Below are 25,107 nucleotides of genomic sequence, written 5' to 3'. Positions count from 1 at the left end.
TTAATCTCCGCGGTCTCCAATCACCCGCACCAGATCACCCCAAGGGTGCGGTCGAGGCTGCCATTCATGTGTGGAATCGTCGGGATCGTTGGCCAGGCTCCGGTCAACCAATCACTCTATGATGCCCTACTCGTCCTGCAACATCGCGGCCAGGACGCCGCCGGGATCGTCACCTGCGAGGGTAATCGGCTCCATCTGCGCAAGGACAATGGGCTGGCGCGCGATGTGTTCCAGAACAAACATATGATCCGACTGCGCGGCAACATGGGCGTTGGGCATGTGCGTTATCCGACGGCCGGCGCCTCTAGCTCGGCCGAGGCGCAGCCCTTCTATGTCAACTCACCCTACGGCATCGTGCTCGCCCACAACGGCAATCTGACCAATACCGATGAGCTCAAGCACGATCTGATCGTCGAGGATCTGCGTCATCTGAACACAGAGTCAGACTCCGAGGTCCTGCTCAACATCCTTGCCCACGAGTTACAGATCCAGGGCCGACTGCGCATCGATGAGCAGGACATCTTCCGCGCCGTCGCCGGGGTGCACCGGCGCTGTCGCGGTGGCTACGCGGCCGTGGCCATGATCCCAGGTTTCGGCGTCTTTGGCTTCCGAGATCCCTACGGCATCCGCCCGCTGGTCTATGGCTGGCGCGAGACGTCCGAGGGCCGCGAGTACATGATCGCCTCTGAGAGCGTGGCGCTCGACACGGGCGGCTTCGAGCTGATCGCCGATGTCGCACCGGGTGAAACCGTGCTGATCACCTGCGATGGCCATCTCTATACCCACCAATGTGCCCCGAATCCGGTGCTCTCACCCTGTATCTTCGAGTTCGTCTATTTCGCCCGCCCCGATTCCATCATCGACAATATCTCGGTGCACAAGGCGCGCTCACGCATGGGCAAGAAGCTCGCGGCCAAGATCAAGCGCGAGTGGTCCGCTCATGACATCGACGTGGTGATCCCGATCCCGGACACGAGCCGCACCGCCGCGCTGCAGCTGGCCAATCAGCTCGGCGTGCACTATGCCGAGGGCTTCATCAAGAACCGCTATATCGGACGGACCTTCATCATGCCGGGCCAGAAGGTACGCAAACGCTCGGTGCGCCAGAAGCTCAACGCCATCGATCTGGAGTTCCGCAAGAAGAACGTGCTCCTCGTCGACGACTCGATCGTGCGCGGCACCACCTCGCGCCAGATCATCCAGATGGCACGCGATGCCGGCGCCAATCGCGTCTATTTCGCCTCGGCCGCGCCGCCGGTGCGCTTCCCCAACGTCTATGGCATCGACATGCCTTCGGCCAGCGAGCTGATCGCCCATGGTCGCACCGAAGAAGAGATCGGACACGAACTCGGGACCGACAAGCTCATCTTTCAAGATCTGGATGATCTGATCGACGCCGTGCGCAAAAAGGGTAAATCACACGTCGATCGTTTCGATACCTCGGTCTTCGATGGCCAGTATGTGACGGGCGATGTGACACCCGAGTATCTCCAGGCGCTCGAGGATCGCCGCAACGATGTCGCCAAGGAACAGTGCCTGGCCGAAAGCGAGGGCATCCTTGACCTCTACAACTCCAACTGATCCGCCGCCGGATGACTGGGATGGCGCGTCCGGATTCGCCACGCGCGCCATCCGTGTCGGGCACAGACGCACGGACGAGGGCGAGCACAGCGAGCCGATCTTTGCCACCTCCAGCTTCGTCTTCGCCAGCGCCGCCGAGGCGGCGGCGCGCTTCTCAGGCGAGCAGGTCGGAAATATCTATTCGCGCTTCACCAATCCCACGGTGCGCGCCTTCGAGGAGCGTTTGGCGGCCCTGGAGGGGGGTGAGTCCTGTGTCGCCACAGCTTCGGGCATGGCGGCGATCCTGGCCATCTGTCTGGGATTGCTGAAGACCGGGGATCGGATCCTGGCCGCGCGCAGTTTGTTCGGTAGCACCACCATGCTGTTCGACAAGTATCTGACGCGCTTCGGCATCCAGACCGATTATGTACCCTTGAGCGATCTTGCGGCCTGGGAGGCGGGGCTCGGGCGCGATCAGGCGCGGCGCATTCGGCTTCTTTTCTGCGAGACCCCATCCAATCCGCTCACCGAGATGGTCGATCTGCGCGCCCTGGCCGAGATCGCGCACCGGCATGGGGCGCTGTTGGTGGTCGACAACTGTTTCTGTACTCCCGCCCTGCAACGCCCGCTCGAGCTTGGGGCCGACCTGGTGGTGCATTCGGCGACCAAGTATCTCGATGGTCAGGGGCGCTGTGTCGGCGGGGCCGTGGTGGGCGATCGCAAGCGGGTCGGCGAGGAGGTCTACGGCGTGCTGCGGACCACGGGACCGACCCTGAGCCCCTTCAATGCCTGGGTCTTTCTCAAGGGATTGGAGACGCTGGAGCTAAGGATGCTCGCCCAGTCGCGTGCCGCGGCGGGGCTGGCCGAGTGGTTGCAGCAGCAGCCGGCGGTCGCGCGTGTCCATTATCCGGGGCTGGTGGATCATCCACAGCACGCCTTGGTCGGGACGCAACAGCGCGCCGGCGGGGCGATCCTCGCCTTCGAGGTGCAGGGTGGGCGTGCGGCGGCCTGGCGGGTGATCGATGCCACCCGGATGCTGTCGATCACGGCCAATCTGGGCGACGTCAAGACCACCATCACCCATCCGGCGACCACCACGCACGGTCGCCTCACGCCCGAGCAGCGTGCCGAGGCCGGGATCGGCGAGGGTCTGATCCGGGTAGCCGTGGGGCTGGAAGATCCGTCTGACATCCGGGCCGATCTGGCGCGCGGGCTGAACGGCTTGAATCAGGATGTCGGCGCCTAGTCGGTCTATGGACCATGCACTAGCGTCGCCTTAGCGAGACCCCGGCGATCAGCACGGCCAGCGTGACCAGGGCGACCACCAGGGTCGCAAGCGCGTTGATCTGGGGCGAGACGCCCATGCGTACGCTCGAATAGATCAGCATCGGCAGTGTGGTCGCGCCTGGCCCCGCGACGAAGCTGGCGATGACCAGGTCGTCGAGCGAGAGCGTAAAGGCCAGAAGCCACCCCGAGAGCAGCGCCGGGGCGATCAAGGGCAAGGTGATGCGCAGATAGACCGTCAATGGGCGTGCGCCCAGGTCCATCGCCGCCTCCTCCAGCGAGCGATCCATCCGGGACAGACGCGAGCGCACCACCACCGCGACATAGGCCAGGCTGAAGGTGACATGGGCGATGGTGATGGTGCTAAAGCCCCGTCCGTCCGGCCAGCCGATGGTCTGTTGCAGCGCAACGAACAGAAGCAGCAGCGACAGACCGATGATGACGTCTGGCATCACCAGCGGCGCGGTCAGTAACAGCTCCAGCCCGGTGCGTCCGCGAAAGCGCCCGTAACGGACCAGGGCGTTGGCCGCGAGCGTGCCCAGCACCAGGGCGATGCTGGCGTTGACGGCAGCGATGCGCACGCTCAGCCAGGCCGCCTCGAGCAGCTGGCGGTTGTGGATGAGCTCGCCATACCACTTGAGCGAGAAGCCCGACCAGACCGTCACCAATCGCGATTCATTGAACGAATAGAGGATGAGCAGCAGGATCGGCACATAGAGGAAGGCATAGCCGAAGGCGAGCACGCTCAGCAATGGCCAGTGACGTCTTCTCATACCTGTTCGGCCTCATCGTCTCGTTGCAGACGCTGCATGAGCACGAAGGGCACCACCAGCACCCCGAGCAACACGATCGCCAGGGCCGAGGCCAGCGGCCAGTCCTTATTGGCAAAGAACTCGGTCCACATCAGCTTGCCGACCATCAGGCTGCCCGGGCTGCCGAGCAGGTCCGGGATCACGAACTCCCCGACCACCGGGATGAACACCAGCATGCTCCCGGCGACGATACCTGGAAATGACAGCGGCAGGGTGATGCGGATAAAGGCGCACCACGGCCGGCAGCCAAGATCCGCCGCCGCCTCCAGGAGGGTCGGGTCGAGCCGGGTCAGGTTGGCATAGAGCGGCAGGATCATGAATGGCAGATAGGAATAGATCACGCCGATATAGACCGCCGTTTGGGTATGCAGGATCCGGAGCGGTTCATCGATGACCCCGAGCCAGAGCAAAAGGCCGTTAAGCAGCCCGTTGGCGTTCAAAAGCTCGATCCAGGCATAGACCCGGATCAGAAATGAGGTCCAAAACGGCAGGATGATGAGCATCAAAAGCGGGATGCGCCGTGACTCGGGTGCCGTGGCGATGGCATAGGCCATGGGGTAGCCGAGCAGCAGACAGCCGAGCGTGCCGACCAGGGCGACCCAGAGCGAGTTGAGCAGGGCCGCCAGATACATCGGATCCTGACCGATCAACTGGAAGTTGGCCAGGTTGAGCCGGATCTGGAGCACACCCGACTCGACCCACTCCCAGAGCGCGGTATAGGGCGGCTGGGCGAGCTGGGATTCGGCCAGGCTGATGCGCAGCACGATGGCGAAGGGCAGGAGGAAAAACAGACCCAGCCACAAATAGGGTAGGCCGATGTTGATCAGTCGCCCTAGACGGTGGTCGTCGCTCAGTCGTGGAGATGACATGTCTGCGCGCTCAGTCGGTCAGGACCACGCCGCTGGTCGGCGACCACTCGACCCAGACCTCCTGTTCCCAGGTCAGGGCCTGCTCGGTGCGCGGCTGGATGTTGGTCAGGGTCATCTCGACCAGGGTGCCGCTGGCGGTGCGGAGGCGATAGACCGATACATCGCCGAGATAGGCGATGTCCTCGACCACACCCTTGAGCCGGTTGACGCCCTCATCGCCCTGGATCTGACACAGACGCAGCTTCTCGGGCCGGATCGCCACCATGACCGGGGTGCCGATCGGATGGGGTTGGAGGCTACGCATCCGCATCAGCCCCCCGAACTGGGCCTCGATCAGGACCTCGTCGCCCTGGATCTCGATGATCTTGCCCTCGAACAGATTGACCGAACCGATGAACTCGGCCACGAAGCGGCTGTTGGGGAATTCATAGATCGCAGTCGGGGTATCGATCTGCATGATCCGCCCGGCCTCCATGACCGCGATGCGGCTCGACATGGTCATGGCCTCCTCTTGGTCGTGGGTGACGGTGATAAAGGTAATCCCGAGTCGTTCCTGGAGGTTGACCAGCTCGAACTGGGTGTTCTCGCGCAGCCGTTTGTCGAGCGCGCCGAGCGGCTCGTCGAGCAGCAAGAGCTTGGGGTGCTTGGCCAGACTGCGCGCCAAGGCCACGCGCTGGCGCTGGCCACCCGAGAGCTGATCGGGGCGTCGTTTGCGCAGCTCCCGGATCCGCAGCAGCTCGAGCATCTCATCGACACGCTCGGCGCGCTCGCGCCGCGGCAGCCGATCCTGTTTGAGCCCGAACTCGATGTTCTGTTCCACCGTCATGTGTGGAAAGAGGGCATAAGACTGGAACATCATGTTCACCGGGCGCGAGTAGGGCGGCACGTCGGTGACATCGACGCCGTCGATATGGATCCGCCCGGAAGTGGGATATTCCAGCCCGGCCAACAGCCGCAGCAGGGTCGATTTGCCACAGCCCGAGCTGCCCAGGAGCGAGAAGAACTCGCCCTGGAAGATGTTCAGGCTGACGTCGTCGACGGCATAGATGTCGCCGAACTTCTTGGTGACGCGCTCGATGCGCACATAGGGCGCGGCCTTGGGATCCTGCCAGGGTTCCAAGGAGTGGCGATCGGTCGGGGTGGGCACGAGGGCTTCACTCGCTCATTGGCCGGACTTCAGGCGCGTCCACAGCCGATTGAGGGTGCGGACCTCGCGCTCAGTGCGTTCATTGGGCGTAAACAGCCGGGCACGCACCTCAGGTGGCGGATAGATGCCCGGATCGTCGCGCAGTTCGGCCTCGATGAGGGGGGTGGCCGCTAGATTGGGGTTGGCGTAATACACGTGATCCGAGACCTGGGCAATCACCTCGGGTCGAAGCAGATAGGCGATCAGGGCCTGGGCCCCCTCGGGGTTGGGGGCATCCTTGGGGATGGCCATGACATCGGTCCAGAGCACGGCGCCCTCGCGCGGGATGCGATAGACGACCGTCACCCCCTTGCCGGCCTCCGCAGCGCGCTCGCGTGCCTGGAGCACGTCACCCGAGTAGCCATGGGCCAGACACAGGGCGCCATTGGCCAGGTCACTGATGTACTGCGACGAATGGAAGTAGCGGATGTATGGACGCACGGCCTTGATCAGCTCGGCGGCGGCCTCGAGATCCGCGGACGCCTGGCTGTTGGGGTCCTTGCCGAGATAGACCAGCGCCGCGGCGAACACCTCGGTTGGATCGTCGAGCAGGCTGATGCCGCAGCCAGCGAGCCTGGACGCCTTCTCCGGATCGAAGATCAGCGCCCAGGTGTCGAGCGGCGCCTCGGCGCCGAGGGCGGCGCGGACCTGGTCGGGGTTGAGCCCGAGCGCGGTCGTCCCCCACAGATAGGGCACCAGGTGGGCGTTGCCCGGATCGATCTTGGCCAACTCGGCCATGATGGCCGGGTCGATCTGGTCGAGTCCGGGGAGCTTGGATTTGTCGAGCGGGCGGTAGATGCCGGCCTTGACGTGACGCGCCGCGAAGGGGTGTGCGGTCGGGAACACCAGATCATAGCCGCTCGCGCCAGCCAGCAGCTTGGCCTCCAAGACCTCATTGGAGTCGTAGAGATCGAGCACCGGGCGGATGCCGGTGTGCGCCTGGAAGCCAGAGAGGGTATCCGCGGCGAAATAGTCGTTCCAGTTATAGACATGGACGCGCTCCTCGGCCAGGGCGGCAGCACCGAAGACGAGCAAAGACAAAGACAGCAGCAGACGCGGGATCTGGGTTTGACCAGGCACTGGAGTACTCCTCTGGGCGATCAGCGTTCGATCACGGGTTTAGGCATACCTTGGCGTGGATGCCCGAACAGGCCGCAATGCTAACGCATGGCGCGAGCGAACGGTATGGCGAATTCGTGACACCGAACCGTTGCTCCATGCGGGCGGACACTCGCTCGTTGACGTCTGAGTCGTGCCTTCACTCTCCGAGCGCGCGACCGGGTTCGGCCCCTGTTCTCACCTGATGCACCGCTCTTCCACTCGAATTATCCAACTGTCATACTGGGTTCAGTGCAGGACCGGCTCGCATCGACGAGCCACACTTGGATAGACGGCCCATATCATGCTCAAGACTTCTCCCGAACGCGCGGATCGCCCCGTGCTCGACCTGGAGGCGATCCGTGCCCAGTTCCCGATCCTGACTGCCAAGCTCGATGAGCGACCCCTGATCTATCTCGACAGCGCCGCCAGCACCCAGCAGCCCGAGTGCGTGATCGAGGCGGTCGCCGATTATCATCGCGGTCATCACGCCAACATCCATCGCGGCGCCTACCGGCTTTCACGCACCGCGACCCGGTTGTATGAGGAGGCGCGCGAACGGGTGGCGCGCTTTCTCAACGCCGCCGAGCCGGTCGAGTGTCTGTTCACGCGCGGGACAACAGAATCGATCAATCTGGTCGCCGCCAGCTGGGGCCGCGCCACACTCCAGCCCGGCGACGAGATTCTGGTCTCGACCCTAGAGCATCACTCCAACCTCGTACCCTGGCAGATGGTCGCCGAGTCCCGGGGTGTCCGTCTTCGCGCCATCCCGATCGACGACGCGGGTGAGCTGGATCTGGACGCCTATCGGCGTCTGCTCTCGCCGCGCACGCGCCTGGTGGCGGTCAATCAGGTCTCCAACGCCCTCGGGACCATCAACCCGGTCGCCGAGATCATCGCCGAGGCCCATGCCGCCGGGGTCCTGGTGCTGATCGATGGTGCCCAGTGGGTCGCCCACGGCCCGACCGATGTCCAGGCGCTTGACGCCGATTTCTATGCCTTCTCCGGGCACAAGCTCTATGGCCCGACCGGGATCGGGGTGCTCTATGGCAAACGTCGGTTGCTGGAGTCCATGCCGCCCTATCAGGGCGGGGGTGACATGATTGAGCGCGTCACCTTCGAGCGTACCACCTATGCCGGCCTGCCGAACCGCTTCGAGGCTGGGACGCCGCACATCTCAGGCGCGGTCGGACTGGCGGCCGCCATCGACTGGGTCGAGTCGATTGGACTTACCGCGATCGCTGCGCACGAACGCGCGCTGCTGCGGCAGGCCACCGAGCGCCTGGCTGCGATCCCGGGTCTGCGGATCAAGGGGACGGCGCGACACAAGAGCAGCATTATCTCCTGGGTGATGGAGGATCCACCGATCGCCACCCTCGACATCGGCACCGCACTCGATCTGCGCGGCATCTGTATCCGGACCGGACATCATTGTTGTCAGCCGCTCATGGACCGGTTGGGCGTGACCGCGACGGCGCGCGCCTCGTTCGGCGTCTATAACCGCCCAGACGAGGTCGAGGCATTGGCCGAGGCCCTAAGCGAGATCCGTGACGAAGCGCTCCGCCGTATGGTGCGCGCTCAGAGCGAGGAGATCGACTCGGACTTGAGGTATCCGGCGGCGGTGGCTGACTCACCTCAGGCTGCCGCCGATGCGATTGCCGAAGTCTTTGAACTCTTGCCCGACTGGCCGATGCGCCATCAACACCTCATCGACCTAGGCGACCGGCTGCCGCCCATGCCCGAGTCGCTCAAGACCGAGGCCAATGCCGTGCACGGCTGTCAGAGCCAGGTCTATATCGCCATGCGAGTGCGCCCCGGAACAGCGGATGTCATCGAGTTCCTGGCCGACAGCGACGCCAACATCGTGCGCGGTCTGATTGCAGTGCTCCAGCAGCTCTACTCGGGTCAGCGGGCGCGCGACATCCTCGCGTTCGATGTCGCAGCGTTCTTTAGTCGGATTGGACTCGATCAGCACCTGAGCCTGACGCGGCGCAATGGGCTAGAAGCCATGGTACGCCGGGTGCGGCGGCAGGCAGAGACGCTTGTAGGTGGATAGGGCGAGCAGGGGGCCGTCAAGGCGCGTGAGATACCATCAGGATCGCGAGTCTGGTCGAGGCGCCTCGACGGGTATGCGCTTTTAGTAGCCGCCCTTGCGCTTGACCGCTGGCAGTCCGGCAATCTTGGTACCCTGCTTGGTGGGTGCCAGCGGGAAGAGCTGGTAGAGATCCTTACTGGTCAGCTTGGTGCCCCACATCTTGCTCATGTCCTTAAGCACCGCGCGCTCCATCGGTTGGTTCTGATTGTTGTTGATGTACTCATCGCGCAGATAGTTGATCACGTCCCAGTGCTTGTCGGTCAGCTCGATGCCCTCGATCTCGGCGAGCTTGCGGGCGACGTCCTCGTCCCAGTCGGTATAGTTCTCTAGATAACCAGCTTCAGTCGTGGGGATGATGCGACCCTTGACCTCGATGGCCATGTCTTGCTCCTCTCCTGTCATCAGAATTGTCGTTTGGTCGGACTAGAGGGCGGCATTGGATGCCGTTCTCAAATTTAGAACATTCAGATTCTATGCTGCTCAAAGCAGGATTGCGACCACAGCCCCTGTCATCAGGGTTGCGAGCGTACCGGCGAGGATCGACTTGAAGCCGAGCGCTACGATCTCGGGGCGGCGGTCCGGGGCCAGGGCGCCGAGCCCGCCGATGAGGATGCCGAGGCTGCCGAGATTGGCAAATCCGCACAATGAATAGGTCAGGATGATCCGGCTGCGCTCGCTGAGTGCCTCGGGCGACAGTGCGGCGAGCTGGAGATAGGCGACCAGCTCATTGAGTACGGTCTTGACCCCCATGAGCGCACCTGCGGTCTGGGACTCAGACCAGGGGATGCCGATCAGCCAGACTACAGGCGCCATCAGCCACCCGAGCAGCCGTTGGGCCGTGAGCGGTTCACCTGCGACCTCCGGCAGTAGACCCAACGCCTGATTGACCAGACTGACCAGGGCAACCATGACGATCAACATGGCGATGATGTTGAGCCACAGCGGGATGGCCTCCAGCGTGCCGCGCGTGATCGCGTCCATCGCGCTGTGGGTGGTGCGCTCGATCCGGGTATCGAGGATCGGCATGGTGCCGGTCGGCTCGGGGATTAGGATGCCGGCGATCACCAGCGCAGACGGGGCGTTGATCAGGGAGGCGGTCAGGATATGGCCCATGGCGTCCGGCACCACAGACCCGATGAGACTGGCATAGAGCAGCATCACGGTGCCGGCGATGGTGGCCATGCCGCAGGTCATGACGCCGAACAGCGCCGAGCGCGACAGGCTCGACACATAGGGCCGGATCAGCAGCGGCGCCTCGGTCATGCCGACGAAGACATTGGCCGCCGCCGCCAGACCGAGCGGCCCGTCGGTGCCTAGGGTGCGTCTTAGCAACCAGGCGAAGCCACGCACGACCAGCGGCAGGATGCGCCAGTGGAACAGCAGGGACGAGAGCGCACTGATGACCAGGATCAGCGGCAGGGCGCGGAGGGCCAGCACAAAGCTGTTGTGCGGATAGACCGTCTCGAAGGGGGCGGCCCCACCGCCGAGATAGCCGAACACCAACTCGGTGCCGGCCTGGGTGGCGCTCTGGATGGACAGCACCAACTGATTGAGCACCAGAAAACCGTCCTTGGCCCCCGGCAGCTTCAGGAGCGCCAGTGCCATGACGCATTGCAGCCCCAGACCGGCCAGTACCAGCCGCGGGCGCACGGCGCGCCGATCCTCGCTCAGCCACCAGGCAAGCGCCAGAAACGCCGACAGCCCGAGCAGCGGTTGGAGGCGTGTCAAGAGATCTGGATGGTCCATGGGGTGGCGATGGGCGCTAGCGGATCATTGCGGAGTCGCTGGTGGCTCGTGGTGGGTGAGGCTGGCAAAGAGCTGACGCGCATCGACCGGGTCGAAGCGATAACGCCGATTACAGAACTCGCAGGTGACCTCGACGGCCCCCTGCTCGTCGATCAACCGATCGATGTCGGAATCGCCGAGCAGCTTGAGCAGGTCGGCGATACGCGTGCGCGAGCAGCCGCAGCGGAAGGACACTGGCTCCGGCTCGAAGAGTCGTACCCTTTCCTCGTGGAAGAGGCGATACAGCAGAGGTTCGGTCGCCAGACCCAGCAGCTCACCTGGCGTGAGGGTGTCGGCGAGCTGGGTCACACGGCCCCAGTCCTCCTCGGTCGTGCCGGCCTCGGGCAGACGTTGCAGCAACAGGCCCGAGGCGTATGACGGAGTGGCCGCCAGCCACAGCCGGGTCGGGATCTGTTCGGAATCGGCGAAGTAGTGCTCGATGGCCTCGGTTAGACGCGCGCCGGTCAGCGGGACCACGCCCTGATAAGGTTGGCCGCACCCCTGGTCGATGGTCAGCACCAGCTGTCCGGTGCCGAACTGTTCGCTCAGCGACTCGACCGCTGGAACCTCCGCCTCCCAGCGCGCCAGACCGCGCACCGTGCGCGCGTGCGTGGCCTGGGCGACCAGGGTACGGATGGGGCCGGATGACTGGATCTGGAGGATCAAGGAGCCTTCGAACTTGATGGTCGCCGCCAATAGTGCGGTCGCCGCCAGCGCCTCGCCCAACCGCACGGCCACCGGTTCGGGGTAGGGATGCGTCTCCAGCACGGCGCGCCAGCTCGCGTCCAGATGGACCCGGTTGCCGCGAATGCCAGATTGTTCAAAGAGAAAGCGTGAGAGTGTGTCCGAGTCCTTCATCGAATGGTTTTATCGGTGTTCATGATGGTCCTTGCCCCTTAGTCGAGTCTTGCCAAAAACGCATCGACGGCCGGTTGCAGCGCGCGCTCACCGGCTAGCACCGCCGGTTCGAAATCGCTGCGCCACAGCGCCATCAGCGGTCGGGCGCGTTTCCATTCCTCAAACAGGATGCGTGCCAGCGGTCCGCCGTGCTCGATGAAGCCGAGATCGTCGAAGTCGCGCTCGGCCTGCCGACGATCATAGACAAAGCGCACGATCTCCCAGCGCCAGGCGTTGTGCTCGAATGTCAACAACGCGAAGCTCCCGCGCGGATCGCCATCGAAGGGCGAACCGACCGAGCCGACGTTGAGGATGGGCATCCCATCGAGCATCCGTTCCAGCGGGCGATGGGTGTGGGCGGTGACGAAGAGCGCCAGATCGGTCGGTACGACACTACGCAGCTCTTCGTCCGTGGCGCGGGTGCCGATGCCGTGACGGTTTCCGGCCAGGGTGCCGTGGGTGACATGCACCCAGGAGTCGTCGGTTCCAGCGTTGAAACAGAGATGATCCGGCCAGTCGCGGAGCGCGTCGAGCCGGGGCTCGATCTGGCGGTAGGTCCAGTCGGCGAAGCGGCGCAGCTCGGCCTCGAGCGCATCGCGCGGCGGTTCGCGTCCGCAACGCTGGACCCAGGTCTCGTGATTGCCGTTGACCGGCAGCCAGCCGTGCGCGCGCCTCAGGGCGTCGAAGCGCTCCAGACAGGCCAGGCTGCTGGGTCCGCGATTGATGAGATCCCCGGCCATGACCACCAGCTCCGGACCCCAGTCGAGGATGCGGGCGACGGCCTCCTCCATGGCGGGCCGGTTGCCCTGGACATCGGAGAAGACGGCGACCTTCATGGCCGGTCGTCCGTCGGTGCGTCGAGCCGGCGGCGTACCGAGTCGAGCTTGCCGATCAGGCGTCCGCGCGTCCCGGGGCGGATGTCGAACTTGGCGACCGCATAGACGCGCTCGACGCCGAATCCCTCCAGGATGGCGTTGGCGCGCTCGATGATGGCGAGCGCCTCCGGGAGCGTATCTGTTTCGATCTGGGTACCCATGGGCGAGAGCTGATGCTCGAATCCGCTGTCGCGGATCATGGCGATCACGGGTGCGACAAACCGGCTGAGGCTGCTCCCCTGATCGGTCGGAAAGATAGCGAGGTCGAGGATCACGGACATGGGTGCGCCACCTCCAGTGGACGGACGCTGGTTGTTGCGGCGTTCAAGCGGGTCTGATCCAGTCGTAACAGAGATCGGGGCAACACGACCGGGATTCCAGACATGACCTGAATATCCCGCTCGCCGGGCAGGTCGCCGATCAGGCGGCGAGCTTGCGCAGCACGTACTGGAGGATACCGCCGTGACGGTAGTAATCCACCTCATTCGGCGTGTCGATGCGCACCCGCGCCTGGAAGCGCTTCACCGACCCGTCGGCGCCGGTCGCACGGACCTCGACCTGCTTGGCCGCGCCGTCGTTCAACCCGAGGATGTCGAAGGTCTCGGTACCAGTCAGACCCAGCGTTGTGGCATTCTCGCCTGCCAGGAACTGAAGCGGCAGGATGCCCATGCCCACCAGGTTGGAGCGGTGGATGCGCTCATAGCTCTCGGCGATGACCGCGCGCACCCCGAGCAGACGTGGGCCCTTGGCCGCCCAGTCGCGCGAGGACCCTGAGCCATATTCCTTGCCGGCGATGACGATGACGGGCGTTCCCTCGGCCTGGTAACGCATGGCCGCATCATAGATCGACATCGTCTCGCCGCTCGGCTGATGCCGAGTCACCCCGCCCTCGGTGCCCGGTGCCATTAGGTTCCTGAGCCGGATATTGGCGAAGGTGCCACGCATCATGACCTCATGGTTGCCGCGCCTTGAGCCCAGGCTGTTGAAGTCCTTGGGATCGACGCCCTTGGCGATCAGATACTGGCCGGCTGGCGAGTTGGGCTTGATCGAACCGGCAGGCGAGATGTGGTCGGTGGTGATGGAGTCGCCGAGCACGGCCAGACAGCGCGCCCCCTGGATATCCTCGACCGGGGCGACCTCCAGGCGCATGCCCTGGAAATAGGGCGGTTTCTGGATATAGGTCGAATCTGCCGGCCAGTCGTAGGTCTGGGTGCTGGGGGCGGTCAGCGACTGCCAGCGCGCATCGCCTGTGAACACATCGGCATAGGCGGCCCGAAACGCCTCGGGCGTGACGAACTCGGCGATCGCGGCTTCAATCTCGTCCTGGGTCGGCCAGAGGTCCTTGAGATAGACCGGTTGGCCCTGGGCATCCGTGGTCAGGGGGTCCTGGTAGGGATCGAGGTCGATACGACCGGCGATGGCATAGGCCACGACCAGCGGCGGGCTGGCCAGATAGTTCATGCGTACCTCGGCATGGACCCGGCCCTCGAAGTTGCGGTTGCCCGACAGGATCGCGACCGCGCACAGCGCGTTTTCGGCAATCGCCTTGGAGATCGGCTCGGGCAGCGGACCGGTATTGCCGATACAGACCGTGCAGCCATAGCCGACGTTGTGGAAGCCGAGCGCCTTGAGCGGTTCGGTCAGTCCAGCGCGGTCGAGATAGCGGGTGACGGCCATCGAGCCGGGGCCGAAGGCAGTCTTGACCCAGGGTGCGCGTCTAAGCCCCCGTGCCACGGCCTTCTTGGCGAGCAGGCCGGCGGCGATCAGCACGCTGGGGTTCGAGGTATTGGTGCAGGAGGTGATGGCCGCAATCACGATCGAGCCGTCCGCGATCTCGACCTCCTGGCCGTCGATCACGGCCTTGGCCGCGCCCTTGGTCGGCAGGTTGCGCTCGGCCTTGAGCGCCGCGAGCGCCTCGGGAAAGTGGCTCGCCATCGCGGTGAGTGCGACCCGATCCTGTGGACGCTTGGGACCGGCAAGCGAGGGCACCACCTCGCCCAGGTCCAGTTCGAGCGTCTCGGAATACTCGGCCTCGGGTGCATCTTCTGTATGCCACACACCCTGAGCTTTGCAATAGGCCTCGATCAAGGCGATCTGGTGGTCATCGCGCCCGGTCAGACGCAGATAGTCGAGCGTGACCTGATCGATGGGGAATAGGCCGCAGGTTGCGCCGTATTCAGGGGCCATGTTGGCGATGGTGGTGCGCTCGCCCATCGGCAGGCGGCGGATGGCCGGGCCATAGAACTCGACGAACTTGCCGACCACGCCATGTCGGCGCAACCGCTCGACGATGGTCAGCACCAGATCGGTCGCGGTCACGCCTTCCTTCAGTGTCCCGGTGAGCCTGAAGCCCAGGACCCTGGGCACCAGCATCGACACCGGCTGACCCAGCATCGAGGCCTCGGCCTCGATACCGCCCACGCCCCAGCCGAGCACGCCGATGCCGTTGACCATGGTCGTATGCGAGTCGGTGCCGACACAGGTATCGAAATAGGCCTGGGTCCGGCCACCGACCGTCCGGGAGAAGACCACCCGGGCCAGATACTCGATATTGACCTGGTGCACGATCCCGGTATCAGGCGGCACGACCCTGAGGCCGTCGAATGCCTGCTGGCCCCATTTGAGGAAGGTATAGCGCTCTCGGTTGCGCTGGAACTCAAGCTCCGCGTTGAGCGCAAAGGCGCTATCGGAGCCGAAATGATCGACCTGTATCGAGTGGTCGATGACCAGCTCGGCGGGTTGGAGGGGATTGATCCGGTTCGGATCGCCGCCGAGCGCGCGCATCGCATCGCGCATCGCCGCCAGATCTACCACCGCCGGCACGCCGGTGAAGTCCTGCATCAGCACCCGCGCCGGGCGGTACTGGATCTCCTTGTCCGGTTCGGCCTGGGGGTTCCAATGGCTGAAGTACTCGATGTCCTCGCGTGTGACGGTCACGCCGTCCTCGTGGCGCAGCAGGTTTTCGAGCAGGATCTTGATCGAGAACGGCAGGCGCGCGCTGTTGGGCACGGCGTCGAGTCGGAAGATCTCGTATTCCTGGCCGGCGACGTTCAGGCTGGACTTGGCGTTGAAGCGATTGGGCATCGAGGGCTCCGGTGGCATGGATCGGGGCGTTATTCTGAAGGGCCGATTCTAGCGTTCGGCAGTCGGATATTCCACATGCTGCACTGCAACGAAGACGCGCACCGCGAATGCCGGTCGTCTCCAGAGTGCGGTGTCCGAGAGTGGCTTGACCGCTCGGATCGGGCCGACCGCCGCTCAGTCATACCGAGCGAGATACAGCTGTGTCTCCTGCAGGATCGGTCGGTTGCGAAACAGCAGCTGCCAACGCGATCCGCCGACCTGACGCCACAACCGAGCCGCGCGTACCGCCGCCAGCAACAGGGCGCGCAGACGGTTTTGATTGTCGGGATCGCGTAGATAGTGCGGGTCGCCGTGGATCAGGATACGCGGTTGCAGCTGGCTGAGCGTCCGGCTGTAGAGGTTGGCGAAATGGGCCAGCAGACTAGGATGGAGCAGGTCGAAATGGGCGCGTTTGGCCTCGGCCTGGCGGATACCCTTGGCGATGATATCGAGCAGATCGAGCCGCTTGGCCAGCTCGCGTTCGAGCTTGATGACCTGGATCGCATAGCGCGTCATCTCGAGGTCGCGCTCGGGTTGCCCGGTCAACTGGGCAACGAGCTGACGCGCGCCCTTGGCCAGGGCGCCCGGTTCGCCGAAGACCGACTCGACGCTCTCGGCATCGACCTGGAACAGGCTATAGACGCAGGGTTCCATAAACTCGGCATCGACCGCCCCCTGGCGGGCGATGTGGATGACACAGTAGACGGCCTGATAGAGGCCGGCGAGGGCGAGGGTGCGCTCAAGGTCGGTGTGAGGCATGGACAGGGCTCTCGATCGCGGTGCGTTTTGGCTGATGAGGCCATCTTATAACGCATTCGAGGCTCAAGACGCCAAACCACGCTCGATGATGGCCCCGCCCAGACACTCGCTTCCCTGATAGAAGACAATGGATTGCCCAGGCGTCACCGCGCGCTGTGGTTCGTCGAAGCGCACTTGACACCCCTTTGGCCCGATCGCGACCAGCTCACAGGCCTGCAACGGCTGACGATGACGCAGGCGCGCCAGACAGCGAAAGGGCGCCTCGGGCGCCCGACCGCTGATCCAATGGGGCTGGAGCGCCTCCAGTCCACTCGACATCAAGAGCGGATGTCGGCTGTCCTGGACCACGATCAGCCGGTTGTTGGCGCTGTCCTTGACGGCCACATACCAGGGCGCCGCGCGCCCCTGACTGACCCCGCCGATCCCCAACCCCTGACGCTGGCCGATCGTGTAATAGGCCAGCCCGCGATGCTCACCGAGTCGCAGGCCCTCGGGCGTTTCGATCGGACCAGGTTCGCGCGGCAGATAGCGCGCAAGAAAGTCGCTGAACCTTCGCTCACCGATGAAGCAGATGCCGGTGCTGTCCTTCTTGGCGGCATTGGCCAGCCCAAGTCGGTGGGCCAGGGCGCGGACCTCGTCCTTGGTGAGATCGGCGAGCGGAAACAGTGCGCGTGCGAGTTGTCCCTGATCCAGCCGATGCAGGAAATAGGTCTGATCCTTGTCCTCATCGACCGCGCGATGCAGGTGATAGCCGGTCGCCTCGGCGCTGATCCGAGCATAGTGCCCGGTCGCGATCGCCGCGGCGCCCAGACCGAGCGCATAGTCGAGAAAGACGCTGAACTTGATCTCAGCGTTGCAGAGCACATCCGGGTTGGGCGTGCGCAGGGCCCGGTACTCGCGCAAAAAATACTCAAAGACCCGATCCCAGTACTCGGACGAGAAGTTGACCGTATGCAGCCGGATCCCGAGCTGCTCGGCCACAGCGCGCGCATCGGCCAGGTCCGCGGCGGCGGCGCAGCGGCCCTCGGCGTCGTCCTCCTCCCAGTTTTTCATGAACAGCGCCTCGACCTCATAGCCCTGCTCGAGCAGTCGATGCGCCGCGATGGCCGAATCGACACCGCCGGAGAGACCGACGATGACGCGCTTGGTAGAGGCGAGCTGGGTGTTGGGAGACATCGGCACCATGCTGAGGCGATGATTGAGATTGAAGACGGCTTCGGTCGATCGGTTATAACGGAGATGCGCTTGAATACGCAGTCTGCACGGCTTTCGATTTTGATGTATCACCAGGTCGGTGTGTTTGCGCCGATGCGCACCCATCGTGCCAACTATTGCGATCATCGGCGCTTCGCTGCTCAGATGGCCTTGCTCGCCCATCTCGGCTATCGGGTGTTGAGCCTCGATGAGGGCCTGGCCGGTCTGCGCGGCGAACGTCCGCTGCCGGTGCGTGCTGTGATCCTGACCTTCGATGATGCCTATGACAACTTCGCCGAGTATGCCTGGCCTGTGCTGGAGCGGCATGGCTTTCCGGCGACCGTCTATGCCATCAGTGCCTGGCTCGGACAGCGCGCCGACTGGTTTGCCAAGGATCCGGGGCGTCCGATCCCGACCCTGATGACTGCCGCACGTCTGCGCGCCCTGCACGCGACCGGACTCATCGCGATCGGCTCGCACAGCGTCGATCATCTCAGGCTCGCCACGCTCGATCCCGAGGCCCAGCGTCGTCAGCTCGTCGACAGCCGCAGCGCACTCGAAGACATCCTGGGCGCACCCGTCCGGCATCTCTGCTATCCCTTCGGCAGCTTCGACCGCACGACGGTGCAGCTGGCCGAGGAGGCCGGCTATGTGAGCGCAACGACCTGTCTGCGTGGTGCGGCTGGTCCGGAGGATCACCCATTGGTGCTGCCGCGCAAGGCGATCTCCTTTGGCGACAACCTGCTCGGCTATTGGTGGAAGCTCGCCATCAAGCACGCGCCCAAACCCGAGCTGGTCGAGTGGCGCCGACGTCTGGCCAAAGCGCCCGCTTCTAGCTAGACTGCCCATCTGACCCTTTCCGCCGCCCGGCCTTGATCGTGATCACTCCATCGACCTTCCCCGATTTCGCGCGCGCCCGCGTGCTGGTGGCCGGCGACCTGATGCTCGACCGCTACTGGACAGGGGTTACACGCCGGATCTCACCCGAGGCGCCGGTGCCCGTGGTCCAGGTCGAGGGCATCGAGGATCGACCCGGCGGCGCCGCCAATGTCGCGCTCAATCTGGCCATGCTCGGTGCGCGTGTGACCCTGGCCGGCGTGACCGGCGACGACGAGGCCGCGGAGATCCTCCACAGGCGTCTGAGCGAACAGGGGATCGTCACCCGTTTCGAGCGCCGCGCCGGGGTGCCAACCATCACCAAGCTGCGCGTGCTCAGTCACCATCAGCAGCTCATCCGGCTGGATTTCGAACGCTCGCTGGCACCGCAGGGTCCGGATCCGCTGCCGGGACTGGTTGCGCCTGCGCTGGCCGAGGTCGATCTCCTGGTGCTCTCGGACTATGCCAAGGGCACGCTCGCCGATCCACAACGGCTCATCCGGATGGCCCGCGCCAAGGGCAAGCCGGTCCTGATCGATCCCAAGGGCCGCGATTTCAGCCGCTACCGGGGCGCGACCCTGCTAACCCCGAACCGTGCCGAGCTGGAAGAGGTCGTCGACCAGTGCCCAGATGACGCCGTGCTCATCGAACGCGCCGAGCGTCTGCGCGCCGAGCTGGGACTGGAGGCACTGCTGGTGACACTTGGCGAGCAGGGGATGCGGCTAGTGCGCGCAGGTGCCCCGGCCCTGCACCTGCCGACCCGGGCGCGCGAGGTCTTCGATGTCACGGGGGCGGGCGATACCGTGATCGCGACCCTGGCCGGCGCGCTGGCGGCCGGGACCGACCTGACCACGGCCTGTGCCCTGGCCAATTGTGCCGCCGGTCTGGTGGTTGGCAAGCTGGGGACCGCTGGGGTCAGCGCGTCCGAGCTTATGCGCGCGTATCGCGGGGGCGAGCGGGGCGCGATTCTGGATCGCGCGGCCCTGATCGCGGCGGCCAGGGCAGCGCGCGCTGCCGGCGAGCGCCTGGTCATGACCAACGGCTGCTTCGATATCCTGCACGATGGGCACGTCGCCTATCTCCAGCAGGCCAAGCGCTTGGGAGACCGACTCATCGTCGCTGTCAACGATGACGACTCGGTACGTCGGCTCAAAGGTGAGGGTCGTCCGATCAATGGCGTCGAGCAGCGCATGGCGGTCTTGGCTGGACTGGCCTCGGTCGACTGGGTCTGTCCGTTCAGTGAAGACACGCCCGAGGCACTGATCCGTGCCGTTGGGCCAGACGTGCTGGTCAAGGGTGGCGACTATCGGCCCGGGCAGATCGCGGGCGCCGAGGCGGTGCTGGCGCGCGGCGGCGAGGTGCGGGTGCTCGACTTGGTGCCTGGACGCTCGACGAGCCGCATCATCGACGCCATCGGAGGGCGCAGAAGCGATGGGGCCTGACTGCCCACCTACGCCGGCCTATCCAGATCGACCGCGCGCGGTTTTGAGTCCACCGGGGACGATGCACTATTGCGGGCATCGACCAGGTATCCGACCCTGTGTCGACCGCCTTCTCATTCACCGTGACCAATTCGCTCTGTCATCATGCCCTCCGACACCCTGACTCTCATCCTGGCCCAGGAACGCGGGCTTGGGCTCGAGGCCCTGACCCGCCAGCGCACCAAGGCTGCCGTCCCATTCGGCGGCAAATACCGTATCATCGACTTCGTGCTTGCCAACTGTCTGCATTCGGGTCTGCGTCAGGTCCTGGTGCTGACGCAGTACAAGAGCCACTCGCTCCACAAACATCTGCGCGACGGCTGGTCGATCTTCAATCCCGAGCTCGGCGAATTCATCACCCCGGTTCCGCCCCAGATGCGCGAAGGGCAGGACTGGTACGGCGGACCCTGCGACGCCATTCGCCAGAACCGCTATCTCATCGAGCGCAATCGCGCCCGTCAGGTGCTGATCCTACATGGTGACGCTATCTACCGCATGGACTATGCCGAACTGGTGCGCGCCCATCGCGAGACAGGCGCGGCGATCACGGTCGCTACGCGCACCGTGTCGGCTCCGGGCACCGGACGTCAGGCTGGGGTCGTGCTTGAGGCCGACGAGCGGATCCGTGCATTCCTGCCGCCTTCGGACGGTGTAGGGAACGCCGAGGGCGAACGGCTAGAGACCATGGGGGTCTATCTGTTCGACAAGTCCCTCTTGCTCGAGGCCCTGGCCGAGTACGAACGCGGCATCTCGCCCGACACTGACCTGGCGCTCGACCTCATCGCACCTCGGCTTGCTAAGCATCCGGTGCGCGCCTATCGCTTCGGTCAGACGCGCGGTCGGGTGACGCCGGACCGCTACTGGTGCGATCTGGCTTCGGTCGACGCCTACTATCAGGCCAACATGGCGCTCCTGCGCGCCGACCCGCCGCTCGATCTCTATCAACCCGATTGGATCATCCATACCTATCAGGGCCAGTATCCGCCGGCGCGTACAGTTCCAGGTCCGCAGAGCGGTACCGAGGGCGTTTTCGTCAACTCGATGCTGGCGGCTGGCACCGTCATCAGCGGCGGCGGGGTCAATCACTCGATCCTGTTTCCCCAGGTGCGGGTCGAGGACGGGGCCATCATCGAGGCGTCCATTCTGTTTCAGGGGGTAAGTGTCGGCGCCGGCGCCCATCTGCGCCACTGTATCGTCGAGAAAGACGTCAAGATTGCACCCGGCGATCGGATCGGCTTCGATCCCCGGCGTGATCGCGAACGCTTCGAGGTCTCGCCCGAGGGCATTGTCGTGGTCACCGGTGAGGACGGATCATCGAGTGGATTGGCGTCTTGGTGAGGCCTTCGACACCCGCGAAGAAGTGCATGTTTGAGCCAAAACGGGTACGCGCCATCCATGACCACTTGTTGGTCTGTCACGGCCCTCGACACTGGTGGCCCGCCGAGACCCCATTCGAGGTCATGATCGGGGCGGTGCTGACCCAAAACACCGCCTGGTCGAACGTCGAGCGCGCCATCACGCGTCTCAGGGCGCACTGCCGCCTGGAGGCCGAGGCCATCCTCGCGCTGGATCCGATCGAACTGGCCGAGACGATACGACCGTCCGGCTACTTTAATGTCAAGGCGCGCCGTCTGATCGCCTTCTGTACCTTCTATCGCGCCGCGGGCGGCTGGGATGGGCTGAACGCGCTCGACACCGAGACGCTGCGCGCGCGGTTGCTCGCGGTCAAGGGCATCGGCCCCGAGACGGCCGACGATATCCTGCTCTATGCCTTCGAACGCCCGGTGTTCGTGGTCGATGCCTATACGCGCCGGATCTTCTCCCGGCTGGGGCTGCTGCGCGGCGATGAAGGCTACGAAACGATCCGCGCCGCCTTCGAGCGCGCGCTCGGACCTGACGTGCCGCGCTACAAGGAGTACCATGCGCTCCTCGTCGAACATGCCAAGCAGGTCTGTCGGAGTCGGCCGCGCTGTTCGGACTGCGTCCTGAGCCGCACCTTGCCCTGTCGTCAGGCCCTGGCATCCGACGCTTGAACCTTTCCGAAGATCGCGTCCCAGTAAGGTGGCTGACATGCCCAGAGTCGACACCCAGACCTTCTACGGTAGCGCGCTCATGAGCCACGGCGAGACGGCCCAGGGCGTGCAGTGGAATTCGACCGAGACCCAGGAGGTCCGTTTTCGGGTGCTGCGCTCCTTTCTGCCGCCGGATCTGTCACGGTTGACCCTGGTCGACGCCGGCTGCGGCTTCGGCGATCTGCTCGTGTATCTGGAACGCACTGGCGACCGGCCGCGTCACTATATCGGAATCGATGTCATGGTCCCCATGGTCGAGGCCGCGCGCCGGCGCACCGGCGGCGAGATCCATGTCCTCGACATCCTCGATGAGGAGAGCGCGCTGCCTGAGGCCGATGTCTATCTCTGTAGCGGGGCCATGAACACCTTCACCCGCGCCGAGACCCGGCGCTTCATCGAGCGCTGTCTGGAGGCGAGCCGTCACGGCTTCGTCTTCAACCTGCTCAAGGGCTGGGACACCTCGCCGATCTATAACCTCTATCAGCCACGTGAGATCCGGCGCCTGGCCCAGGAGCTGGGGGTCGAACATCAGATCCAGGAAGGCTATCTGGCCGGCGACTTCAGCGCCGCGTTCTGGAAGATTCCGTTCGGCGTGCCTGCACCCGGATAGCCGCCACCTCCGTATCTTTCACATCCACGCCAAAGGAACCATCGATGCTAGACCCACGTTTGTTGCGCACCGGACTCGACCAGGTCGCCGAGCAACTGGCCCGGCGCGGTCTGGTGCTCGACACCGCGCGGATTCAATCCCTGGAGTCCGAGCGCAAGACGCTCCAGATCCAAGTCCAGGAGCTCCAGAACACGCGCAACACCTGCTCCAAGTCGATCGGGCGCGCCAAGGCCGAGGGCCAAGACCTCGCGCCGCTCCTGGCCGAGGTCGCCGATCTGGGTGAGCGGCTCAAGGCCGCCGAGTCGCGCCTGAGCGCAATCCAAGACGAGCTGACCGACCTCAGTCTGGGCCTGCCCAATCTGCCTGCCGCCGATGTCCCCGAGGGGCGCGACGCCTCCGATAACCGCGAGGAACGGCGTTGGGGGGCGCCGCCGCAGTTCGATTTCGAGCCGCGAGATCACGTCGATCTCGGGGCGCGCCACGGCTGGATGGACTTCGATCGCGCGGCCAAGGTGGCGGGCGCGCGCTTCGTCACCCTCTCCGGCCCCTTGGCGCGGCTGCAGCGGGCGCTGATCCAGTTCATGCTGGATGTCCACACCCGAGAACACGGCTATACCGAGGTCTATGTGCCCTATCTGGTCAATGCCGAGAGCCTGCGCGGCACCGGTCAATTGCCCAAGTTCGAGACCGATCTGTTTAGGGTGGCGGGCGAGCGCGACCTCTATCTGATCCCGACCGCCGAGGTGCCCGTGACCAATCTGGTGCGCGATCTGATCCTCCCGGCCGACAGCCTGCCGTGCAAATGGGTCGCGCATACCCCGTGCTTCCGCAGCGAGGCCGGTTCTTACGGCAAGGACACGCGCGGCATGATCCGTCAGCATCAGTTCGAGAAGGTCGAGCTGGTGCAGATCGTGCCGCCCGCGGACGGCGCGCGGGCGCTAGAGGAGCTGACCGGCCATGCCGAGTCGATCCTGCAGCGGCTGGGGTTGGCCTATCGGGTCGTGACCCTCTGTACGGGCGACCTCGGGTTCTCGGCCTGCAAGACCTATGACCTGGAGGTCTGGCTGCCGGGGCAGGGCGCCTATCGCGAGATCTCCTCGTGCAGTCATTTTGGGGATTTCCAGGCGCGCAGGCTCCAGGCCCGCTGGCGTAATCCAGAGACCGGCAAACCGGAGCTGGTACATACGCTCAACGGCTCGGGGCTGGCGGTCGGGCGCACCCTGGTCGCGGTGCTGGAGAATTATCAGCAGGCCGATGGGAGTGTGATCATCCCTGAGGTCCTGCGGCCCTATATGGGCGGAAGCGAGCTGTTGGCTTGAGTGGCGATGCCGGCTCGAGGCCAGCCGGAATCGAGACGAGCGATCTTGGGTAAATTCAGCAATACGGCCTAAACCGAGCGCAGTGGGTTTGACTCACAGTAGATCAGGGGGATATCCATGATTGAAGGGATCATCGGTATGCTGGTCGCTCTTCTCGTTTTCGTCTTGATCGCGCTGTTTTCGAAGAGAACGCCGAATCCAGCGATTGCGCTTCCGCTCAATACAGTCATGACATCCCAGGGATTCACACTCCTTGATTCGGCAGATCCCATCCTCAAAGCGATCAAAGACGCCTACCGTCTGACAGGCACTACGGCCTTCATCGAGCAGACCTACAAAAGACCAAAGGACGGTTGCATCATCTGTTGGCTGGCCGATTCGGATGGCGCTAACAACCATCTCGTCGCGGCGCTCATCCAAAACAAAACGGATGACACCGGAATCTGGGTCATGCTTTGCCTCCCAGGGCTCCAGGGGGCAGGTGGTAATCTCATCCGAAAGAGTTTCGCTCTATCCCTTTCCTCCTCTGCGCTACAAAGGATCGAGTCGGGGGCAGGTCAAGCTGGCAGAGGCTGCGAGCTCTATGTCAAGCGCGGCGACCCGCTGCCTTCCTTTAAGGAAGGGTTTCTCGATCTACTCCAGTCGTGTGGGAACCTGATCCTAAGAGTGATGGATTCGGTCATTTTGATCGAAAGGCTTTCGCTCAATAGAACGGAAACCTGGGAACGGGAGGCGAAAGAATTGTTACGGCTGACAGAAGCCTTGCGCGCAGGGTTATAAACCAAAATCCTCTATAACCGTTCAGACTATAAACGCCGTGCCAATGACTTTGAACGGATTGCGACCGTTGAGCCGACTGGTCTCCCATTTTCACTGTTTTTATCCCAATCCTTTAGGGGCATGATTCATCGATCATCTTTTTCTGTACTTCTGTTTGCCTGCTGGTCAGCGGATCCTGTCAAGAGAAGTGCGGAAATATGGAAACAACTTGAATAAGTTCGAGCCACGTGACCTCACTAATGTATTAGTGCCTTCTCCTGAATGGTTTTCTAAAGTCATCAGCCAGGAGGATAGGGTTTCTGGGACGCCAGCGGTGTTCGATGACTTGCTTAAATAGAACGAGTTGTTGCGTTTCGTTTAATCCCGCGCCGCGCCGGAGCTATCTGTTGTTCCTTGCCCGCGAGGTTTCCCAACGACTCGTTACCGAGTTTG

General features: G+C 64.1%; 22 protein-coding genes. 10 read left to right on the top strand and 12 right to left on the bottom strand.

What is annotated here, in order from left to right; all coding sequences use genetic code 11:
- The first annotated feature begins 66 nt into the window (after positions 1-66).
- Together purF and E6P07_RS06775 are read left to right on the top strand one after the other, a co-directional pair.
- A complete protein-coding gene (gene purF / locus E6P07_RS06780; RefSeq protein ID WP_153974908.1) occupies positions 67-1,581 on the top strand; it encodes an amidophosphoribosyltransferase in 1,515 nt (504 codons plus the stop codon).
- Positions 1,559-2,806, top strand: coding sequence for an O-succinylhomoserine sulfhydrylase (locus E6P07_RS06775; RefSeq protein WP_246172966.1), 1,248 nt, complete (start codon positions 1,559-1,561; stop codon positions 2,804-2,806). The genes purF and E6P07_RS06775 overlap by 23 nt, the downstream gene beginning before the upstream one ends.
- 19 nt (positions 2,807-2,825) lie before the next feature.
- On the opposite strand, the gene E6P07_RS06770 is transcribed toward E6P07_RS06775, so the two are convergent.
- The 4 genes from E6P07_RS06770 to E6P07_RS06755 are packed head-to-tail and all read right to left on the bottom strand — an operon-like array spanning position 2,826 to position 6,791.
- Complete coding sequence (locus E6P07_RS06770) at positions 2,826-3,617, bottom strand: ABC transporter permease subunit (protein WP_153974906.1); 792 nt, start codon at positions 3,615-3,617, stop codon at positions 2,826-2,828.
- Positions 3,614-4,525: an ABC transporter permease subunit gene (locus tag E6P07_RS06765; protein WP_153974905.1), complete on the bottom strand. Its 912-nt coding sequence runs from the start codon at positions 4,523-4,525 to the stop codon at positions 3,614-3,616. Before E6P07_RS06765 ends, E6P07_RS06770 begins: the two co-directional genes overlap by 4 nt.
- 10 nt (positions 4,526-4,535) lie before the next feature.
- Positions 4,536-5,672, bottom strand: coding sequence for an ABC transporter ATP-binding protein (locus E6P07_RS06760; RefSeq protein WP_153974904.1), 1,137 nt, complete (start codon positions 5,670-5,672; stop codon positions 4,536-4,538).
- A 15-nt stretch (positions 5,673-5,687) separates the two neighbouring features.
- Positions 5,688-6,791 carry a polyamine ABC transporter substrate-binding protein gene (locus E6P07_RS06755; protein WP_153974903.1) on the bottom strand — a complete coding sequence of 368 codons (1,104 nt, stop codon included), beginning with the start codon at positions 6,789-6,791 and terminating at the stop codon, positions 5,688-5,690.
- 322 nt (positions 6,792-7,113) lie between these two features.
- Here E6P07_RS06755 and E6P07_RS06750 point away from each other — a divergent pair, with 322 nt between their 5' ends.
- Positions 7,114-8,865 carry a SufS family cysteine desulfurase gene (locus tag E6P07_RS06750; RefSeq protein WP_153974902.1) on the top strand — a complete coding sequence of 584 codons (1,752 nt, stop codon included), beginning with the start codon at positions 7,114-7,116 and terminating at the stop codon, positions 8,863-8,865.
- An 81-nt stretch (positions 8,866-8,946) separates the two neighbouring features.
- Here E6P07_RS06750 and E6P07_RS06745 read toward each other — a convergent pair whose 3' ends face one another.
- From E6P07_RS06745 to mnmA, 8 genes are all read right to left on the bottom strand, one after another.
- Positions 8,947-9,285 (bottom strand): TusE/DsrC/DsvC family sulfur relay protein, encoded by a 339-nt coding sequence (locus E6P07_RS06745; protein WP_153976167.1) that lies wholly within the window; start codon positions 9,283-9,285, stop codon positions 8,947-8,949.
- A 99-nt stretch (positions 9,286-9,384) separates the two neighbouring features.
- On the bottom strand, positions 9,385-10,632 hold the full coding sequence (locus tag E6P07_RS06740; RefSeq protein ID WP_211363175.1) for a NupC/NupG family nucleoside CNT transporter: 1,248 nt from the start codon (positions 10,630-10,632) through the stop codon (positions 9,385-9,387).
- Between the two features lie 42 nt (positions 10,633-10,674).
- A complete protein-coding gene (gene hslO / locus E6P07_RS06735) occupies positions 10,675-11,547 on the bottom strand; it encodes an Hsp33 family molecular chaperone HslO (protein ID WP_153974900.1) in 873 nt (290 codons plus the stop codon).
- A 38-nt stretch (positions 11,548-11,585) separates the two neighbouring features.
- Entirely contained in the window at positions 11,586-12,422 is an 837-nt protein-coding gene (locus tag E6P07_RS06730) for a metallophosphoesterase family protein (RefSeq protein WP_153974899.1), read from the bottom strand.
- The gene (locus E6P07_RS06725; protein ID WP_153974898.1) at positions 12,419-12,742 is read right to left on the bottom strand and encodes a thiamine-binding protein; all 324 of its coding nucleotides are present in this window, start codon (positions 12,740-12,742) and stop codon (positions 12,419-12,421) included. The genes E6P07_RS06730 and E6P07_RS06725 overlap by 4 nt, the downstream gene beginning before the upstream one ends.
- 139 nt (positions 12,743-12,881) lie before the next feature.
- Positions 12,882-15,545 (bottom strand): aconitate hydratase AcnA, encoded by a 2,664-nt coding sequence (gene acnA, locus E6P07_RS06720; RefSeq protein ID WP_153974897.1) that lies wholly within the window; start codon positions 15,543-15,545, stop codon positions 12,882-12,884.
- Positions 15,546-15,719: 174 nt separating this feature from the next.
- Positions 15,720-16,343, bottom strand: coding sequence for a high frequency lysogenization protein HflD (hflD, locus tag E6P07_RS06715; protein ID WP_153974896.1), 624 nt, complete (start codon positions 16,341-16,343; stop codon positions 15,720-15,722).
- 63 nt (positions 16,344-16,406) lie between these two features.
- A complete protein-coding gene (mnmA, locus tag E6P07_RS06710) occupies positions 16,407-17,519 on the bottom strand; it encodes a tRNA 2-thiouridine(34) synthase MnmA (protein ID WP_246172964.1) in 1,113 nt (370 codons plus the stop codon).
- 102 nt (positions 17,520-17,621) lie between these two features.
- Between mnmA and E6P07_RS06705 the strand changes: the two genes are divergently transcribed.
- From E6P07_RS06705 to E6P07_RS06675, 7 genes are all read left to right on the top strand, one after another.
- Positions 17,622-18,377 carry a polysaccharide deacetylase family protein gene (locus E6P07_RS06705; protein WP_246172994.1) on the top strand — a complete coding sequence of 252 codons (756 nt, stop codon included), beginning with the start codon at positions 17,622-17,624 and terminating at the stop codon, positions 18,375-18,377.
- Positions 18,378-18,415: 38 nt separating this feature from the next.
- A complete protein-coding gene (hldE, locus tag E6P07_RS06700) occupies positions 18,416-19,855 on the top strand; it encodes a bifunctional D-glycero-beta-D-manno-heptose-7-phosphate kinase/D-glycero-beta-D-manno-heptose 1-phosphate adenylyltransferase HldE (protein WP_153974893.1) in 1,440 nt (479 codons plus the stop codon).
- Positions 19,856-19,999: 144 nt separating this feature from the next.
- Entirely contained in the window at positions 20,000-21,232 is a 1,233-nt protein-coding gene (locus tag E6P07_RS06695; protein WP_153974892.1) for a glucose-1-phosphate adenylyltransferase family protein, read from the top strand.
- Between the two features lie 26 nt (positions 21,233-21,258).
- Complete coding sequence (locus E6P07_RS06690; protein WP_153974891.1) at positions 21,259-21,927, top strand: endonuclease III domain-containing protein; 669 nt, start codon at positions 21,259-21,261, stop codon at positions 21,925-21,927.
- Between the two features lie 37 nt (positions 21,928-21,964).
- A complete protein-coding gene (locus E6P07_RS06685; RefSeq protein ID WP_153974890.1) occupies positions 21,965-22,576 on the top strand; it encodes a class I SAM-dependent methyltransferase in 612 nt (203 codons plus the stop codon).
- A gap of 44 nt (positions 22,577-22,620) precedes the next feature.
- A complete protein-coding gene (gene serS / locus E6P07_RS06680) occupies positions 22,621-23,895 on the top strand; it encodes a serine--tRNA ligase (RefSeq protein WP_153974889.1) in 1,275 nt (424 codons plus the stop codon).
- 117 nt (positions 23,896-24,012) lie between these two features.
- Positions 24,013-24,675: a hypothetical protein gene (locus E6P07_RS06675; protein WP_153974888.1), complete on the top strand. Its 663-nt coding sequence runs from the start codon at positions 24,013-24,015 to the stop codon at positions 24,673-24,675.
- Positions 24,676-25,107: the final 432 nt, after the last annotated feature.

It is taken from the genome of Thermochromatium tepidum ATCC 43061, assembly GCF_009664085.1.
Lineage (GTDB): Bacteria > Pseudomonadota > Gammaproteobacteria > Chromatiales > Chromatiaceae > Thermochromatium > Thermochromatium tepidum.
The sequence above is the reverse complement of the archived record's forward strand: the minus strand, read 5'-3'. Positions and strand labels throughout refer to the sequence as shown.

Excerpts from the sequence above, each read along its gene's own strand:
- E6P07_RS06685 (WP_153974890.1), top strand. The coding sequence starts at position 21,965 with ATGCCCAGAGTCGACACCCAGACCTTCTACGGTAGCGCGCTCATGAGC.
- E6P07_RS06675 (WP_153974888.1), top strand. The coding sequence starts at position 24,013 with ATGATTGAAGGGATCATCGGTATGCTGGTCGCTCTTCTCGTTTTCGTC.
- E6P07_RS06765 (WP_153974905.1), bottom strand. The coding sequence starts at position 4,525 with ATGTCATCTCCACGACTGAGCGACGACCACCGTCTAGGGCGACTGATC.
- hflD (WP_153974896.1), bottom strand. The coding sequence starts at position 16,343 with ATGCCTCACACCGACCTTGAGCGCACCCTCGCCCTCGCCGGCCTCTAT.
- E6P07_RS06705 (WP_246172994.1), top strand. The coding sequence starts at position 17,622 with ATGTATCACCAGGTCGGTGTGTTTGCGCCGATGCGCACCCATCGTGCC.
- E6P07_RS06690 (WP_153974891.1), top strand. The coding sequence starts at position 21,259 with ATGTTTGAGCCAAAACGGGTACGCGCCATCCATGACCACTTGTTGGTC.
- serS (WP_153974889.1), top strand. The coding sequence starts at position 22,621 with ATGCTAGACCCACGTTTGTTGCGCACCGGACTCGACCAGGTCGCCGAG.
- acnA (WP_153974897.1), bottom strand. The coding sequence starts at position 15,545 with ATGCCCAATCGCTTCAACGCCAAGTCCAGCCTGAACGTCGCCGGCCAG.
- mnmA (WP_246172964.1), bottom strand. The coding sequence starts at position 17,519 with ATGTCTCCCAACACCCAGCTCGCCTCTACCAAGCGCGTCATCGTCGGT.
- E6P07_RS06695 (WP_153974892.1), top strand. The coding sequence starts at position 20,000 with ATGCCCTCCGACACCCTGACTCTCATCCTGGCCCAGGAACGCGGGCTT.
- hslO (WP_153974900.1), bottom strand. The coding sequence starts at position 11,547 with ATGAAGGACTCGGACACACTCTCACGCTTTCTCTTTGAACAATCTGGC.
- E6P07_RS06745 (WP_153976167.1), bottom strand. The coding sequence starts at position 9,285 with ATGGCCATCGAGGTCAAGGGTCGCATCATCCCCACGACTGAAGCTGGT.
- E6P07_RS06730 (WP_153974899.1), bottom strand. The coding sequence starts at position 12,422 with ATGAAGGTCGCCGTCTTCTCCGATGTCCAGGGCAACCGGCCCGCCATG.
- E6P07_RS06725 (WP_153974898.1), bottom strand. The coding sequence starts at position 12,742 with ATGTCCGTGATCCTCGACCTCGCTATCTTTCCGACCGATCAGGGGAGC.
- E6P07_RS06770 (WP_153974906.1), bottom strand. The coding sequence starts at position 3,617 with ATGAGAAGACGTCACTGGCCATTGCTGAGCGTGCTCGCCTTCGGCTAT.
- purF (WP_153974908.1), top strand. The coding sequence starts at position 67 with ATGTGTGGAATCGTCGGGATCGTTGGCCAGGCTCCGGTCAACCAATCA.
- E6P07_RS06750 (WP_153974902.1), top strand. The coding sequence starts at position 7,114 with ATGCTCAAGACTTCTCCCGAACGCGCGGATCGCCCCGTGCTCGACCTG.